Source organism: Lysinibacillus boronitolerans JCM 21713 = 10a = NBRC 103108 (assembly GCF_000772935.1).
GTDB classification, from domain to species: domain Bacteria; phylum Bacillota; class Bacilli; order Bacillales_A; family Planococcaceae; genus Lysinibacillus; species Lysinibacillus boronitolerans.
In genome coordinates this window covers 151568-167911 of record NZ_JPVR01000076.1, presented here as the reverse complement: position 1 = coordinate 167911, position 16344 = coordinate 151568, and the positions used below count along the sequence as shown (strand labels likewise).

Sequence of the window (16344 nt, the reverse complement as noted above, 5' to 3'; positions counted from 1 at the left end):
TCCTTTATTAGCATTGTCAGCATGAAATGTATGTCTTTTCGTGCTATTATGGTAAAGGTTATGCACTAAATTATGAGGTGAAAAATAGAATGTGCGGATTTATAGGTTATATTAATGGAACAAATGTGATTGATCATCATCAGACGATAGAAAATATGATGAATACAATTATTCACCGTGGACCAGATAGCGGTGGTATTCATAGTGACGATAAAGTGACGTTAGGTTTCCGTCGATTAAGTATTATTGACTTATCAGACGTAGCAAATCAACCATTATATAGTGCAGATGGAAATATTGTGCTTGTATTTAATGGGGAAATTTTTAACTTCCAAGAGCTACGTGCAGATCTTATTGAAAAAGGTCATACGTTTAAAACGCAGTCAGATAGTGAAGTCATTATTTATGGCTATGTAGAATATGGCGTAGATTTTGTGAAGAAACTGCGTGGGATGTTTGCCTTCTGTATTTGGGATAAAAAGAATGATTTACAATTCATTGCGCGCGATGGCTTTGGAATCAAACCATTGTACTACTCTGAGCATACAACAGACGGTACGTTTATTTTTGGCTCTGAAATTAAATCGTTTTTACCACACCCATCATTTATTAAAGAGTTAAATAAACAGGCACTTCGCCCCTATTTAACATTCCAGTATTCATCTATGGATGAAACATTCTTTAAAGGTGTCTTTAAATTACCACCAGCACACTATATGCTGATTCAAAATGGACAAAAGCAAATCGTGCAATATTGGGATAAAAAATTCCATGCAAAAGAAGCACCGATCGAAAAATATATTGAAGATATTCGTTCCACTGTGAAAGAGTCTGTAGAGGCTCATAAAATTAGTGATGTAAAGGTTGGTTCATTCCTATCAGGTGGTATTGACTCTAGTTATATTACGTCTTTATTACGCCCAGATAAATCCTTCTCAGTCGGGTTTGCGGACTATGAAGATATGTTCAATGAGACAAATCTTGCAAAAGATTTATCAGATACGTTGAATATTCAAAATGAACGTAGATACATTACCGCAGATGAGTGTTTCGAAGCTCTTCCTAAAATTCAATGGCATATGGATGAGCCGCAATCCAATCCATCTTCAGTGCCACTTTACTTCCTATCAGAGCTTGCTTCAAAAGATGTAACGGTTGTCCTATCAGGTGAAGGTGCCGATGAAATTTTTGGTGGGTATGCTTGGTATCAAAACTCAGGAAGAATGCAAAAATACGAAAAATTACCATTAGGTCTTCGAAAAACATTACGTGGAATGGCAGAAGCCCTACCGAAAAATCAATACACTAATTTCCTTATTAAAGGTGCTCAAACAGTAGAAGAACGGTTTATTGGGGAAGCGGTAGTTTGGGATGAAGTGGATGCTATTAATGTTTTAAAGCCAGCTTATAAAAATGCCCCATCTGTAAAATCGATTACAAAACGTATTTATGATGAAGTACCTGGCGATGATGATGTGACAAAAATGCAGTATCTAGATCTAAATCTTTGGATGCCTGGTGATATTTTATTAAAGGCAGATAAAATGAGTATGGCGCACTCAATTGAATTACGTGTACCATTTTTAGATAAAGAAGTAATGGAGTTAGCTAAAAATATTCCATCAAGATACCGTGTGAATGATATCGATACAAAGTATGTTCTACGTCAAGCCGCACATCAGGAATTGCCAGAAGAATGGGCAAAGCGTCCAAAACTTGGATTCCCAGTGCCAATCCGTCACTGGTTACGTGAAGAAAAGTATTACAACATGGTAAAAGAAATGTTTACAACTGACTTTGCAAATGAATTTTTTGATACCAAACAATTAGTTGGCTATCTAGATGAGCATTACGAAGGGAAAGCAAATCGTGGTCGCTATATTTGGACGGCTTATGTATTCCTAGTATGGTATAAAAAGTTCTTTGTGGACATGGTATAAAGAAATACCTTAATCGGTGGGGATGTTCAATTCCTCACCGATTATTTTAAGGCCTTTTTTCATCAGATTTTCTTTGGAATGAACTTTTTGATGTATTTATGCGTCTCATTTCCTATAAATATGTTAAGATTACAGTTGGTTTACTTTTATTGCTCTTAGAGTGACAGCGCTTGCATAGGTGTTGTTTCAAAAGAAAAAGTTTTATAAGTATTCTTTGAAGTGTTACGATAATAATATTGATTTTACAATGAATGGATGGGTATGATGTCCAATTTAATGAAAGGTACTGCGATATTAACAATGGGGATGTTTTTATCGAAGGTACTCGGATTAATTTATATTTTTCCGTTTTATGCAATTGTTGGCGAGAAAAACATTGCGCTTTACCAATATGCATATATTCCCTATTCAATTATGTTGGCAATTGCCATTTCAGGTGCGCCAATAGCCGTCTCTAAATTTGTTTCCAAATATAATGCCATGGGGGATTATCAATCAGGTCGCAAGCTGATGAAATCCGGCATTCTAATTATGATGGTGACAGGTTTCGCAACATTTATTGCCCTCTTTCTACTTGCAACGCCAATAGCAGGGCTTGTTATTAAGAGTGAGGAACAGGTCTTTACTGTTGAACAGATTGCTTCCGTAATACGATGGGTTAGTTTTGCACTAATCGTAGTACCATTTATGAGTCTATGGCGTGGCTTCTTCCAAGGCTACGACAAAATGGAACCTACCGCCGTTTCACAATTGGTGGAACAAATTGTGCGAATTGTTGTGTTACTTGGCGGATCGTTCTTAGTGGTTATTGTGTTTAAAGGGAAACCAGAGACAGCCATCTCCTTTGCTGTGTTTGCTGCATTTATCGGGGCAATCGGTGGATTAGGTGTTCTTTATTATTACTGGAAAAAATATCAGTCTGAATTTAACTTATTACGTAGTCAAAGTGTGACTTCCACACAGCTACCAATGTCCAATATTTATAAAGAAGTAATTACCTATTCCATTCCAATGGTGTTTGTAGGGGTGGCAAATCCGTTATTCCAATTAGTCGACATGCTTACGTTTAATGGAGCAATGACGTCTATTGGTTTAGCAGAAGTAACAGATACTTATTTATCGATGATTAACTTTATGACACATAAAGTGGTTATCATCCCTGTTATGCTAGCGACTGGATTTTCGATGGCGCTTGTACCAACGATTACAAAGTATTTTACACAGGGAGAGTATTTAGCGCTCCGCCATGCAATGGATAAGACCTATCAAATTTTAATCTTTATTACATTGCCAGCTGTTGTTGGTATTTCTCTGTTAGCCAATGAAATTTATTTTATGCTTTATTCGGAAAGTGAAATGGGAGCAACCATTTTAGCGCATTATGCACCTGTTGCGATTTTATTTGCGTTATTCCAGGTCACAGCAGCCTTACTTCAAGGAATTGATTTTCAAAAGTGGATTGTCTTCAGTTTATTATCTGGGATTTTCGTGAAGCTAGCATTAAATATTCCTTTAATTCGCTGGTTAGAGGCAGATGGTGCTATAGTTGCTACAGCTATTGGCTATAGTGTTTCAATTATCATTAATATGCTTGTGTTACGAAAAACGTTAAATTATCGATCAGAAATGGTTGTGCGTCGTGTCATGCTAATTGCTTTATTGACAATGGCGATGGCCATTAGCGTGCTGATTGTGCATAAATTATTAGAATTACTAATGGGTCCAGTTGATAGTAAATTCTCAGCATTACTATTCTCAATTATTTGTGCGGGTGTGGGTGCGGCTGTCTATGGCTTTTTATCATTACGCCTAGGCTTAGCCCAAAAGCTATTAGGTGAACGATTAACCCGTATTATGAGTAAACTGGGATTGAAATAGGAGTGGAACGATGCGTTTAGATAAATTACTAGCAAATATGGGGTATGGCTCTCGCAAGGAAGTGAAGCAGCTACTAAAACAAAAAGCTGTCTCAGTAGACGGTGCTTACGTCAAGGATGCAGCTTTACACGTAGACCCAGAACAGCAAATTGTATCAGTGTTTGGAGAGCGCGTTGTTTATACAGAGTTTGTTTATTTTATGATGAATAAACCGCCTGGTGTTATTTCTGCCACTGAAGATTTAAGAGATGAAACAGTTATTGATTTATTAGAGCCATTACATCAGCATTTTCAGCCGTTTCCTGTTGGTCGACTAGATAAAGACACAGAGGGCTTGCTTTTATTAACTAATGACGGTGTGTTGGCTCACAATTTATTATCTCCTAAAAAACATGTGCCAAAAGTTTATTTTGCACAGATTGAAGGCGTTGTGACAGAAGAAGATGCCGAGAAATTTGCAAATGGTGTTGAACTAGATGATGGCTATGTTACAAAGCCTGGAAAGCTTGTGATTTTAAAGTCTGCACAGCTATCTGAAATAGAGCTAACGATTCAAGAAGGCAAGTTTCATCAGGTAAAGCGAATGTTTGAGGCGGTAGGAAAGCGTGTAACATATTTAAAGCGTATTTCTATGGGAAGCCTGACATTAGATGAAAATCTAGCGTTAGGTGAATATCGTGAGCTTACTACTGAAGAGCTAAACGGTTTACAAAACAATCATTAAACATATTATTCCTCGATGCCTCACATAGCATCGGGGATTTTTATATACAGTAATATAACTGTAACTGTATAATATGAAATGAGTTATTGTGATATAGTCATAGAATGTATCATATTTGAAATGTTTCCGAAAAGACGATGGTATAAAATAAGTAGAGGACAATTAAATGAAGAACCTGCGTATTAAATTATTACTATCTTTAATAGCATTTGCAGTCATACTTGTTGCTGTTATTTCATATGTAAACCGACAAATATTGGTAACAGAGATAGAAAAGCAAGTGAGCATGAATAAAATATTAATTGAAAATCATATTTTGACAGATATGCAAACTGTCGATAATGCCCATTTTTATTTTGATAATAATATTTCAGATAAAATGGAACAGGAGCTTAGACAGTTAAAAAACTATTACCATGAAAATCCTAATATAGCTACTTGGGATTTACAGCAAATGAAAAAGAAACATGGTATGGATATTTACATAGTGGATCAATCTAATACAGTGGTTTACACGACTTTTGCCAAAGATATTGGCTTGGATTTCTCGCGTTGCTGTCAACGTTTTTCTGCTTTATTGGATGAACGGCGCGCTAGTGGCGAATTTTTTACAGATGGAATTGATATTTCAACATCAACAGGAGAATATAGAAAATTTGGCTATCTGGCAACACATGATAAGAAATATTTGCTTGAGTTAGGTATAGACCTACTAAATGATCCTGTCTTCCAAACCTTTAATTTTGAGAAAACTGCACAGTACTTAATTGGTAAATATATTGATTTAGTGGATGTGCAAGCAATTAATGCAGGAGGCGTTTTCTTTAATGATTCGAGATCGAAGAGAATCACTGTACAGGAGCAATCTAAGAAATTTCAAAAATACTTCGAGCTGGCAAAGAAAACAATGGAGCCAGTGGAGTATGAAAAGGTTTTAGACAATGGTTATATAGAAACCCATCGTTTTCTGCCCTATGAAGCAGAGACAGTGAGAGGGGAGTCTTCCAAAAGAATTGTCTATGTGAAATTTATCAATATCACTAAAATGGAAGCACTCCAAAAAAATTCAAAACAATTTTGGAGCTTACTGTTCATCGCCTTACTAACATCGTTTATTATGTTGCTAGTCATTAATAAAATTCTATCTAAAACAATACAGCTAGCTACCTTCGATCCGTTAACTGGGGTCTATAATCGTGCTACATATATCAGGAAAATTGATAATTTATTAAGAAAAAGAAAAATAAATGTGCCGGGTTTATTGTTAATTGATTTGGATAACTTTAAACAAGTGAATGATCAATTTGGGCATGTAGAAGGAGATCATATCCTCGTTGAAACAGCGAGAATTTTAAAGCGTGTTGTGAAACAAAGTGGCTTTGTCGTACGCTTCGGTGGGGATGAATTTGCCATTGTTTTATACGATACAACAGAGGAAAAGATGCAGCACATGGCAGAGGCCATTTTGACTCAAATAAGGTCCGTTAAGTATGATGACCATGCTAGCGAGAAATGGTCTGTATTATCTGTAAGCATGGGTGGAGCCATTTATAACCATGCTGAAGATACAGAAATGAGCTTATTTGAACGGGCCGATAAAGCGCTGTATCAATCGAAAAATGCTGGTAAGGATCAATACTCTAGTTATGCAGAGGTCGCTGCTGACGAAGGCTATAATAGTTAAAAAAAACGCCCCATTTTATCGATAGCAGCATTAGCTATTTTGATAGAAATGGGGCGTTTATTAATGAGCTGCTGTTTTGGTTCTATAAAAGATACAACTACATAAAACAAGTACAGCGATGACAGGAAACATCGCATTCATATAATGAGTCAATAGCCAACCGCCTATTATTGGGCCAATAAAGCCACCTAAATTTTTAAATTGCGCAGCGCCTAAATAGGTTGCCTTTTGAGTATCTGGCGCAATTTCATCAATCATGACGTTCATCGTAGGGAAGGCAAAGATTTCACCTATGGTAAATATAATCATGCCAATGATATAGAGCGTATAATTAGTGGAGAATCCAAACATAAATAGTCCAATAGCAAAGAACAGTACACCTACTACTAATGTTGCTGTAGATGAAAAACGCTCTGATATTATACTAATTGGTAATTGTAGTAGTAACACAACTGCTGCATTGAGAGAGATTAATAACGAATAAAGTTTTGCACCCTCATCAATTTTTAATTCGATAATTTGTGGTAGCGTTGAGTCAAATTGCGAGTAACCGATATTGATTAAAATGGCTCCCAATATGAAGCTAAGCAGCACACGATTTGTCAAAAGAATTGTGAATGTACTGAGTATCTTTGTTTGTGTAACCGCTTTGGGTTGCTGCATTTGATAGCGATTTAACACAAAAAATAAAAAAACAGCGTAAATAATATACATAAGCCCTGTCAGCATAAAAGGGATACTTGGACTGGATAGCTGTGAGATATACACGCCAATAATAGGACCAATAACCGCTGCAATATTGATGGCTGTGTAACGTAAGGAAAATAGTCTTTTTCGTTTATCAGCAGGTGTAAAATCAATCATCAATGCCTGTGTAGAAGGTTCAAAAAATGAACGACAAAGTCCATTCAAAGCATTGAATAGTATAAATAGCCAAACAACATGAACCGTTGCGAAGCCAAAGAACACAAGACTCCAAACAATAATTGTTAATAGAATAACGCTTTTTCTACCAAAACGATCGGTTAGATAACCCCCGAAAAATCCACCTACTGTGGAGATGAGTGGCGCGATACCAATTGTCAATCCAATTTGTAATGGAGAGGCTTGAATTTCATTATGTAAATAAATAGCTAAAAAAGGCATTGCCATAAAACTTGCAATACGCGTAAAGATTGTTCCACCTAAAATAATCCAAACTAATGGATGAAACAACTTCGACAAAGTCATAGAAAATCCTCCTCTCAACATCATTTAGAATGTTTCGAGTTTAACGGATTGTTAAGCAACTGTAAATAGTCAAAATAATCTTGAACGAGAACAACGCAGATAATGGCGCGTATATTTTTGTCGCTCTGCTAAAATGTGAAGCACAGATTGTAGGGCAAAAGTGAATGCTCTGGTAGGTGAGCGGAAGGATTATGTAAATGATCGCTTTATCAGATAGATGAACTCACTCTCCCCCTATAGAAGTCAGTAAGTAAAGTGGGAAAAAATCTAATAATCTTCTAATGACAAAAAAGAATGACCCCGACGAAAAGGTCATTCTTTTTCCATACACAATGCTTTACGTACAAAACGTAAAACTAAGACGTTAATTTTACTTTTTTCTTCGTCGTTGTCCATCTGCCTCGACTTGGACTCGTCACCAAATCGTTAAAGGCTAACACGTTCAAATCTCTTTGAACGGTGCGAGGAGTGATACTAAACTCTTCGACTAAATCCTGTGTAGACACGGTTCCTTTGTCTAAAATAAACATGTACACGTCTTTAATACGATTAAGCATTCGATCAGTAGTTGGTTTCATTAAATGAACCACTCCTTCATCTTAATTCTCTTGGCAAAGACTAGCGGACGACAATATGTGCGGAGTGCACTTAGGCTAATAAGTAGCTGCCTTAGACATCCCCTTTTCTAATTTTATAGTCAGAACAATTATTCTGATAACTTTATTATATAGAAAAACTACTTGATTTTCTAGTGAATGCAAGAGAAATTTACAATTGATATAAAAAATTTATACTGTATTTTGTGGGAATAGGTGAAAAACATGCTATATATGGTAGTGGCAGTAGAAGTGACTGAAAAATAGTTGTCAGAAAGTTGATTGTCATATATGTTGTAAGGTGTAGAATTATGTTAATACTTTGAAGGAGGTACATGGTATGGATTGGTTACAAGCTGCAAGAGAAAGGCAAGATGAATTAATACAAGAGTTACAGGAGCTTGTGCAAATTAATAGTGTGCTCGATGAGAATACAATAACTACTGAAGTACCTTTTGGAGAGGGGCCACTTCAAGCGCTTGAATGGTTACTAGCAAAGGGCCAAAATGAAGGCCTACTCACGAAAAATGTTGATAATTATGCTGGGCATATTGAAATGGGAACTGGTGAAGATTTACTTGGTATTTTATGTCATGTTGATGTTGTTCCGATTGGAGAAGAAGCAGATTGGACATACCCTCCATTCAGCGGAACAGTAGCTGATGGTAAATTATTTGCACGTGGTGCGATTGACGATAAAGGGCCTACGATTGCGGCATGGATGGCCATGAAACTTGTGAAAGATGCAGGTATTCCATTAGAAAAAAGAGTACGAATGATCATTGGGACAGACGAAGAAACAGGATTCCGCTGTGTCGACCACTATTTTAAACAGGAGGAAATGCCGACTATTGGTTTTGCACCAGATGCGGATTTCCCGCTCATCAATGCAGAAAAAGGCATTGCAGAGCTTGTGTTCTCTCAAAATAAAGTAGGTGATGCAACGAAAGAACAACTACTATTATTTAATGCAGGAAAGCGTCCAAATATGGTACCTGATTTTGCAAAAGCAACGATTCAGCATGTAACAGCATCATTCGAACAGAATTTTCAAACATTTTTAAGCAAAAATCAGCTAGAAGGCTCTTTATTAATGGAGGAGTCTCGCTATATAATAACTATCAAAGGTAAAGCAGCCCATGCAATGGAACCAGATAAAGGTGTCAATGCAGCTGTTTATCTTGCAGCATTTTTACAACAAGAGTTGACGACAGAAGCAAGTAAACAATTTGTCGACTTTATTGCAGATGTTTTTTATCAGGATCATTATGGTAGTCAGCTCGATTTGCAGTTTGAGGATACAATGTCAGGACAAACAACATTAAATCCAGGGATCGTAAGCTATGATGTCCATAAAGGTGGCAGTTTAGTAATTAGTATGCGCTATTCTGTTTCCTATCCATTCGATGAAAAAATAACAGCAGCACAACGCTTAACCGTAGAAAAAGGGTTTTCTCTAGATATACAAGACGATTCTAAGCCTCATTATGTCAGCGAGGATGATCCATTCATCCAGACATTAGCAGCTATCTATAGACGTCAAACGGGAGATACAGAAACACCTTTATTATCAACTGGTGGTGGGACGTATGCACGTGTGATGAAAAAAGGCGTGGCGTTTGGCATGCTGTTCCCAGGGGAGCCAGATGTAGCGCATCGAGCAGATGAGTTTGTTGTCGTTGAAAACCTCGTAAAGGCAGCGGCAATTTATGCTGAAGCAATTGTTGAACTTGCAGGAAAAAAATAACTCAAAGACGAAAAGGATGAACAAAACATGGCATATTCATTATGGAATGATCAAATTGTTGAAGAAGGATCCATTGCAGTATCACCAGAAGATAGAGGCTATCAATTTGGTGACGGCATTTATGAAGTAATCAAAGTTTATAACGGAAATATGTTTACAGCACAAGAGCATATTGATCGTTTCTATGCAAGCGCCGAAAAAATTCGTCTTGTTATTCCTTATACAAAAGACGTTTTACACAAATTATTACATGAGCTCATTGAAAAAAATAATCTAGACACAGGGCATGTTTATTTCCAAATCTCACGTGGTGCCAATTCACGTAATCACGTTTTCCCGGATGCAAGTGTTCCAGCTGTATTAACGGGTAATGTAAAAGCTGGTGAACGTGCATATGAAAACTTTGAAAAAGGGGTTAAGGCTACGTTTGTAGAGGATATTCGTTGGTTGCGCTGTGATATCAAATCTTTAAACTTACTTGGTGCAGTATTAGCAAAACAAGAGGCGGCTGAAAAGGGCTGCTACGAAGCTATTTTACATCGCGGGGATATCGTAACAGAATGCTCATCCGCAAATGTTTATGGGATTAAAGACGGTAAGCTTTATACACACCCAGCAAATAACTTCATTTTAAACGGCATTACACGTCAGGTCATTTTAAAATGTGCAGAGGAGATTAGTTTGCCTGTCGTTGAAGAACCAATGACAAAAGCTGATTTATTAACAATGGATGAAATTATTGTATCGTCTGTATCTTCTGAGGTTACACCTGTTATTGATGTGGATGGCAACCAAATCGGTACTGGAGTGCCAGGTGAATGGACGCGTAAATTGCAACAAGCTTTTGAAGCGAAATTACCACTTTCTTTGAATACAAAATAAAAGAACTATTTAAGAGAGCTATCGATAGGTAGTTCTCTTTTTTTATGGATGTAATGTTTAGTGTCGTCATGTAAAATAAGAAGGATAGTAATGAATAATTTTACAGATTGAAATATGTAGAATAATTGTCGATGTATTGAATACAATGCCTCTTTTCTACCAAAGCAATCAAGATAAAAAGAGAACTATAGATATGGTGAGTAAGAATGGAGTGACCTTTACATGGCACAATTAGTGAAATTACAAGATTACATTTCACGTTATCAAATTGATTTAGCGAGATACCCAACACAATTTGTACGCCTAAAGAAAAACCAATGGGAGCGCATTAAACGACAGTGGGAATTGGGAGAAGATATTAGCGAGTGGCAACATGTTGATAATGAGGCAGAAGCGGAGGCTTACGAGGAAAAAGAACGTTTTTCTTTCATAAAAAAATTGTTTGCTGGAAGACAAAAGGAAGCAACGGAGGATGTTGAAGAAGTAGAAATATCAAATGAGCTTGTTAGTGATGAGGATATAATTCCTGAAGAAGAAACGACGCTCACATTTGAACCTAAAATTGTCTATGCACCACAATCCATTCATGAGCTAAAACGAATGTTTATTGATCAATTTTTTCATTTTCAAATGAAATGGGCCAGTTCAACATTACGAGAAAAATCATATGTAGATCCTCGTTTTATGCGTGACTCCTTGCTTCGTATGTTATTGCAAACATTGCCAGATAATTATCTATTGTTTTATTATCCGATACTACAAATTAGAAAAGCCCCTATAGAGCTAGATGTAGTGTTAATGTCGCCGACAGAGTGTATTTGTATTACGGTCTTAGAGGCTGAAAATCAAGCTGTATATGTAGGTGGCAGTGATCGCTTCTGGATTAAAAAAGTAGGGACGAAGGATTCTAAAGTTTTGAATCCAACAATTAACTTAGGGCGGATGGAATCGGTACTGTCACAATTATTTAAACAGGAGGATATTGATATGCCCATCCGTAAGGTTGTGCTATCTCGTAATGGGTATTTTGATTATCCTGGTTCACCATTTGGGGTTCGCTTTGTTGATCGTCGAAATTACCATGAATGGATAGAGCATTTAAGAAAAGTTTCCTCCCCTATGAAGCATATGCAAATCCGAGCTGCACAGACCATTTTAAATACAGTCCAAACGACCTCCTTTAACCGAGATATTTGGCAGCAAGCTCCACAGCCAACAGAGGACTGATTATGAACACTCTATTTATTGTCAATAAGGCCGCAGGAAATGGAAAAGGGAAAAAGGTTTGGCTGCAACTTCAACAGCAACTCACGATTCCTTATCAAGTGGCTTTTACTGAATATGCAGGACATGGACAGGAAATCGCACAACAATGGGCACAACAGCAGCAGGATAAAAAGTTACTAGTCGTTGTTGGTGGAGATGGCACCATTCATGAAGTGGTTAATGGTGTTGTACATAATGAATACATCCTAATTGGTGTCGTTCGGGCTGGCTCTGGTAATGATTTTGCACGTTATTTTCACACCTTTTCCAATGCCCAGCAAATCGAGGATTATGTAAAAACTACCTTGGCTAATGCGAGAATGGATGCAGGGATCGTTCAGATTGGTAATCAACGAACAGAAATATTTGTTAATAATGCTGGCATAGGCTTCGATGCATATGTGACAAAATCAATTAACACTTCTCGTCTTAAGTTTTATCTCAATAAGATTGGGCTAGGGAAACTTTCGTATGCTGTCGCTGTAATTAGAGGATTATTTCGCTTTGAACGCTTTGATGTAATGATACGTTCAGGGGAACATGAATGGCAATTTCAGCAGACATGGTTTGTGGCGATGAGTAATCAACCTTATTTTGGAGGAGGCATGAAAATATCACCTGCCGCAAAAGCGGATGATGGTAAAGTTGATATAACGATTGTACATGGTATTTCACGTATCAAATTATTACTTGTATTTGTCACTGTCTTTTTTGAAAAGCATACAAAATTTAAAGAAGTTACTTTTTTACAGGGGCAGGACTTTGATCTTATCGTAGCAAATAAGGTTGACTGTCATGCGGATGGTAATTATATTGGCATTGTCAATCAAGGGACAAATATTCACTGTACAATACAACAAAATGCTTGGCAGGTTATTGTCAAGGATTCATAAAAAATATCATTGTGCAATAATTTCATGCGAATTATAAGGGAATACGTTATACTATTAAAAAATCAATAATTTCACAGGAAAGAAATGAGGAACAACATTGAGATTAAGAAATAAGCCTTGGGCAGAGGAAATGATTACAGATCACCCAGAGGTGATTATTCCAAATCCTGAAGACTTTAAAGGAAATTGGCAGGCTGTTTTCGGCAATGACAACCCTATCCATATTGAAGTAGGCTCTGGAAAAGGACAATTTGTGACTGGTATGGCTTTGCAAAATCCTACGATCAATTATATCGGCATTGAACTTTATGATAGTGTGATTGTTTGTGCATTAGAAAAAGTGTTAGAGGCAAAGTCTCCAGCGAATTTACGTTTGCTAAAAGTAAATGGCGCAGATTTATATAAATTCTTTGACAAAAACGATGTATCACGTGTATACCTGAATTTCTCAGATCCTTGGCCAAAAACACGACATGCTAAAAGACGTTTAACGCACGGGGATTTTTTGAAATTATATGAGTCGATTTTAGTGGATAATGGGGAAGTCCATTTTAAAACGGATAACCGAGGTCTGTTCGAGTATTCTTTAATCAGTATGTCTGAATATGGGATGTTATTAAAGTATGTATCTCTCGACCTACATGCAAATATGCCAGAGGATAATGTGATGACAGAATATGAAGAGAAGTTTTCTGCAAAAGGGCAGCCGATTTATCGCTTAGAATCGCAATTTATCACTAAATTGTAGGGGGAATATGGATGGATCAGTTACAGTTTCACAATATGTCATTATCATGGCTAAACGGGGGTGTTACGTGCCTAGATGGTGGTGCGATGTTTGGTGTTGTACCAAAGCCACTTTGGTCTCGCAAATATCCAGTCAATGAAAAAAATCAAATTGAATTATCAACAGAACCTATCCTTATTCAATATGAGGGCAAAAACTACCTCATTGATACGGGTGTAGGCTTTAACAAATTAAATGAAAAGCAGCTTCGAAACTTTGGTGTAACAGAAGAATCTTCGTTAGCAGATAGCTTACAAGAGTTAGGATTAACGACATCCGATATTGATGCAGTGTTAATGACGCATTTACATTTTGATCATGCTGGTGGTTTAACGCAGTGGGAAGGGGATGTACTTGTACCAACTTTCCCAAATGCCAAAATTTTTGTAACACAAATTGAATGGGATGAAATGCGTAACCCAAATATCCGTTCTAAAAATACTTATTGGAAAGAAAATTGGGAACCAGTTCAGCATTTAGTTGAAACCTACGAAGGGTCATTGGAAGTAGTACCTGGAATCGAAATGATTCATACTGGTGGTCATAGTGAGGGACACGCTGTCATCAAGCTAACGCAAAATGATGAAGTGTTATTGCATATGGCAGATATTATGCCGACTCATGCTCATCAAAATCCATTATGGGTATTAGCCTATGACGATTATCCAATGACAAGTGTATTTGCAAAAGAGCGACTGATGAAAGAAGCCCTTGCAAATAACTATGGCTTTATTTTCTATCACGATGCTTATTATCGTATGATTCGATGGGATGAGTCAGGCAAAGAGATTGTGGATAAACTAGAGCGTAGTAGACAAGCTGTTATTACATTTTAATAGAGTAAGCAAAGGCGAGGTAGTTGGCATATAAAATGTCAATACCTCGCGTTTTTGTTCGTGAACAGGATAGAAAATATGATACACTTAACACGATACTAAAATACAAAAGAGAGTTGAAATAAACATGGCAACTGAACAACCATTTTTACCCGTTTTACTTGGATCAGATATGAATGCATATGGTATGGCACGTGCGTTTTATGAAGCATACGGTATTAAACCACTTGTCTTAGGACGTTCTCATTTAACAGCAACACAAGATAGCCATATCCTACAATTTCAAGAAATAGACCGTTTAAATGAACAAGATGTTTTTGCACCTGCCCTTGCAGAAGTTGCAAAAAAATATGCTGATAAAAAACTATTACTTTTAGCATGTGGGGACGATTATGCTAAGCTGATTATCAAAAATAAGCCAGCGTTACAAGAGCATTTTACCGTACCGTATATCGATGAATCGTTGATGGATGAAATTTTATTGAAAGAAAATTTCTATAAAATGTGTGATCAATATAATTTTAAATATCCAGGTACAACAACGGTGACAGCTGATAACTATGAAAACTTTACACCACCATTTGCTTACCCGATTATTTTAAAGGCTTCAAACTCAGTAGAGTATTGGGCTTGTAAATTCCCTGGGAAGAAAAAAGTATTTGTTGCTCATGATGAAGCGGAAAAAACGGCTATATTAAAAGCTATTTATAGCTCGACTTATCAGGATACAATGATTATTCAAGAATTTATTCCTGGGGACGATTCCTATATGCGTGTGTTAAATGCCTATGTAGGGAAGGATGGAAAAGTGAAGCTGATGTGTCTCGGTAATCCTATTCTAGAAGAACATTCTCCTGAAGGAATCGGAAGTTATGCAGCCATCGTGACAACCTATGATAAAGAATTAATGGATCAAGTACGTTTCTTCCTAGAGGATATCGGCTATACAGGTTTTGCGAATTTTGATATGAAATTTGATATTCGAGACAAGCAATATAAACTTTTTGAAATCAATTTACGTAATGGACGTTCTAGCTATTATGTAACGGCAAGTGGTCATAACTTAATGAAGTATGTAGCGGATGACCATATGTTGAATATCGAGCAAGATGTCACATATGTGCAGGACAAGCATTTATGGATGATTATTCCTAAAGGTGTATTGTTCAAATATGCATCGAATGAAAAGCTCAAACTAGAGGCAAAAAAATTAATTAGTGAAGGGAAATATACAAATTCTCTTTACTTTAATGAGGATATGAATGCGAAGCGTTGGGTGAAACTAACACTTAATAATTTAAATTATTATCGTAAGTATAAAAAGTACTTTAATAATAAAGGTTTATCTGAATAACATAGAAAAGCCATCTCCAATTCATGGGATGGCTTTTCTTGTATATACATAATTAAACTTCTGTTAGTTCCACGACAACACCAGAGCGTGCATCGGCAGCAAATTCGAATGTCTGCATCTCACCTTCATGCATACGCGAAATCCCTCCGCGATATACTGGGATAGTAATAATACCGTTTGTGAAATCTTCAGTTTTCATAAAAATCCAAGAACCATCAATCGGTGAATCCTTTTTAAATTCTCTTTTTATGTTTTCAAGTACTTGTCCTGCAGGTACGAACGGAGAAACTTTTTCACTAGCTTCTTTAATAATGACTGCGGCAGCTAAGCCAGTTGCGACACCAATTAAAAAATCACGTAATTTCATACTTTTTTCCTCCTTTTTCTATACCTTTATTTTAGCATAGCCTATAGAGTGAATGCACGTTCACAATTAAGCAGATTTAGGAAATGTATCAATATTTCGAATTCGGAAATAATTGTGTTACAATAGGCAAGGAAGAATATTCTACTTCGTGGGGAGAGAG

At 36.7% G+C, this 16344-nt stretch carries 14 protein-coding genes; 11 read left to right on the top strand and 3 right to left on the bottom strand.

Annotated features, from left to right (window positions below; translation table 11 throughout):
- Window positions 1-89: 89 nt before the first annotated feature.
- The 4 genes from asnB to CD31_RS14060 all read left to right on the top strand — a co-directional run bounded on the left by asnB (window position 90) and on the right by CD31_RS14060 (window position 6226).
- Entirely contained in the window at window positions 90-1940 is a 1851-nt protein-coding gene (asnB, locus tag CD31_RS14075; RefSeq protein WP_036078433.1) for an asparagine synthase (glutamine-hydrolyzing), read from the top strand.
- Window positions 1941-2204: 264 nt separating this feature from the next.
- On the top strand, window positions 2205-3818 hold the full coding sequence (locus CD31_RS14070; protein ID WP_081977500.1) for a putative polysaccharide biosynthesis protein: 1614 nt from the start codon (window positions 2205-2207) through the stop codon (window positions 3816-3818).
- A 10-nt stretch (window positions 3819-3828) separates the two neighbouring features.
- Window positions 3829-4542: a pseudouridine synthase gene (locus tag CD31_RS14065; protein WP_036078430.1), complete on the top strand. Its 714-nt coding sequence runs from the start codon at window positions 3829-3831 to the stop codon at window positions 4540-4542.
- Window positions 4543-4708: 166 nt separating this feature from the next.
- Window positions 4709-6226, top strand: coding sequence for a GGDEF domain-containing protein (locus CD31_RS14060; RefSeq protein ID WP_036078428.1), 1518 nt, complete (start codon window positions 4709-4711; stop codon window positions 6224-6226).
- A 60-nt stretch (window positions 6227-6286) separates the two neighbouring features.
- Here CD31_RS14060 and CD31_RS14055 read toward each other — a convergent pair whose 3' ends face one another.
- Window positions 6287-7456, bottom strand: coding sequence for an MDR family MFS transporter (locus CD31_RS14055; RefSeq protein ID WP_036078426.1), 1170 nt, complete (start codon window positions 7454-7456; stop codon window positions 6287-6289).
- Window positions 7457-7812: 356 nt separating this feature from the next.
- Complete coding sequence (locus CD31_RS14050) at window positions 7813-8034, bottom strand: DeoR family transcriptional regulator (RefSeq protein WP_004226074.1); 222 nt, start codon at window positions 8032-8034, stop codon at window positions 7813-7815.
- Between the two features lie 358 nt (window positions 8035-8392).
- Between CD31_RS14050 and pepV the strand changes: the two genes are divergently transcribed.
- The 7 genes from pepV to CD31_RS14015 all read left to right on the top strand — a co-directional run bounded on the left by pepV (window position 8393) and on the right by CD31_RS14015 (window position 15817).
- The gene (pepV, locus tag CD31_RS14045) at window positions 8393-9799 is read left to right on the top strand and encodes a dipeptidase PepV (RefSeq protein ID WP_036078423.1); all 1407 of its coding nucleotides are present in this window, start codon (window positions 8393-8395) and stop codon (window positions 9797-9799) included.
- 27 nt (window positions 9800-9826) lie between these two features.
- Window positions 9827-10681, top strand: a complete 855-nt coding sequence (gene dat / locus CD31_RS14040; RefSeq protein ID WP_036078421.1) for a D-amino-acid transaminase — start codon at window positions 9827-9829, stop codon at window positions 10679-10681.
- A gap of 222 nt (window positions 10682-10903) precedes the next feature.
- Window positions 10904-11908, top strand: a complete 1005-nt coding sequence (locus tag CD31_RS14035) for a nuclease-related domain-containing protein (RefSeq protein ID WP_036078419.1) — start codon at window positions 10904-10906, stop codon at window positions 11906-11908.
- A gap of 2 nt (window positions 11909-11910) precedes the next feature.
- Window positions 11911-12840 carry a diacylglycerol/lipid kinase family protein gene (locus CD31_RS14030; protein ID WP_036078416.1) on the top strand — a complete coding sequence of 310 codons (930 nt, stop codon included), beginning with the start codon at window positions 11911-11913 and terminating at the stop codon, window positions 12838-12840.
- A gap of 97 nt (window positions 12841-12937) precedes the next feature.
- Complete coding sequence (gene trmB, locus CD31_RS14025; protein ID WP_016991781.1) at window positions 12938-13588, top strand: tRNA (guanosine(46)-N7)-methyltransferase TrmB; 651 nt, start codon at window positions 12938-12940, stop codon at window positions 13586-13588.
- A gap of 11 nt (window positions 13589-13599) precedes the next feature.
- Complete coding sequence (locus CD31_RS14020) at window positions 13600-14463, top strand: YtnP family quorum-quenching lactonase (protein ID WP_036078414.1); 864 nt, start codon at window positions 13600-13602, stop codon at window positions 14461-14463.
- A gap of 127 nt (window positions 14464-14590) precedes the next feature.
- Window positions 14591-15817 carry a carboxylate--amine ligase gene (locus CD31_RS14015; protein WP_016991779.1) on the top strand — a complete coding sequence of 409 codons (1227 nt, stop codon included), beginning with the start codon at window positions 14591-14593 and terminating at the stop codon, window positions 15815-15817.
- A 52-nt stretch (window positions 15818-15869) separates the two neighbouring features.
- Here CD31_RS14015 and CD31_RS14010 read toward each other — a convergent pair whose 3' ends face one another.
- Window positions 15870-16184, bottom strand: a complete 315-nt coding sequence (locus tag CD31_RS14010) for a hypothetical protein (RefSeq protein ID WP_004226089.1) — start codon at window positions 16182-16184, stop codon at window positions 15870-15872.
- Window positions 16185-16344 lie beyond the last annotated feature (160 nt).

Coding starts and splice junctions, on each gene's coding strand:
- asnB (WP_036078433.1), top strand. CDS start 90: ATGTGCGGATTTATAGGTTATATTAATGGAACAAATGTGATTGATCAT.
- CD31_RS14070 (WP_081977500.1), top strand. CDS start 2,205: ATGTCCAATTTAATGAAAGGTACTGCGATATTAACAATGGGGATGTTT.
- CD31_RS14065 (WP_036078430.1), top strand. CDS start 3,829: ATGCGTTTAGATAAATTACTAGCAAATATGGGGTATGGCTCTCGCAAG.
- CD31_RS14060 (WP_036078428.1), top strand. CDS start 4,709: ATGAAGAACCTGCGTATTAAATTATTACTATCTTTAATAGCATTTGCA.
- CD31_RS14055 (WP_036078426.1), bottom strand. CDS start 7,456: ATGACTTTGTCGAAGTTGTTTCATCCATTAGTTTGGATTATTTTAGGT.
- CD31_RS14050 (WP_004226074.1), bottom strand. CDS start 8,034: ATGAAACCAACTACTGATCGAATGCTTAATCGTATTAAAGACGTGTAC.
- pepV (WP_036078423.1), top strand. CDS start 8,393: ATGGATTGGTTACAAGCTGCAAGAGAAAGGCAAGATGAATTAATACAA.
- dat (WP_036078421.1), top strand. CDS start 9,827: ATGGCATATTCATTATGGAATGATCAAATTGTTGAAGAAGGATCCATT.
- CD31_RS14035 (WP_036078419.1), top strand. CDS start 10,904: ATGGCACAATTAGTGAAATTACAAGATTACATTTCACGTTATCAAATT.
- CD31_RS14030 (WP_036078416.1), top strand. CDS start 11,911: ATGAACACTCTATTTATTGTCAATAAGGCCGCAGGAAATGGAAAAGGG.
- CD31_RS14020 (WP_036078414.1), top strand. CDS start 13,600: ATGGATCAGTTACAGTTTCACAATATGTCATTATCATGGCTAAACGGG.
- CD31_RS14015 (WP_016991779.1), top strand. CDS start 14,591: ATGGCAACTGAACAACCATTTTTACCCGTTTTACTTGGATCAGATATG.
- CD31_RS14010 (WP_004226089.1), bottom strand. CDS start 16,184: ATGAAATTACGTGATTTTTTAATTGGTGTCGCAACTGGCTTAGCTGCC.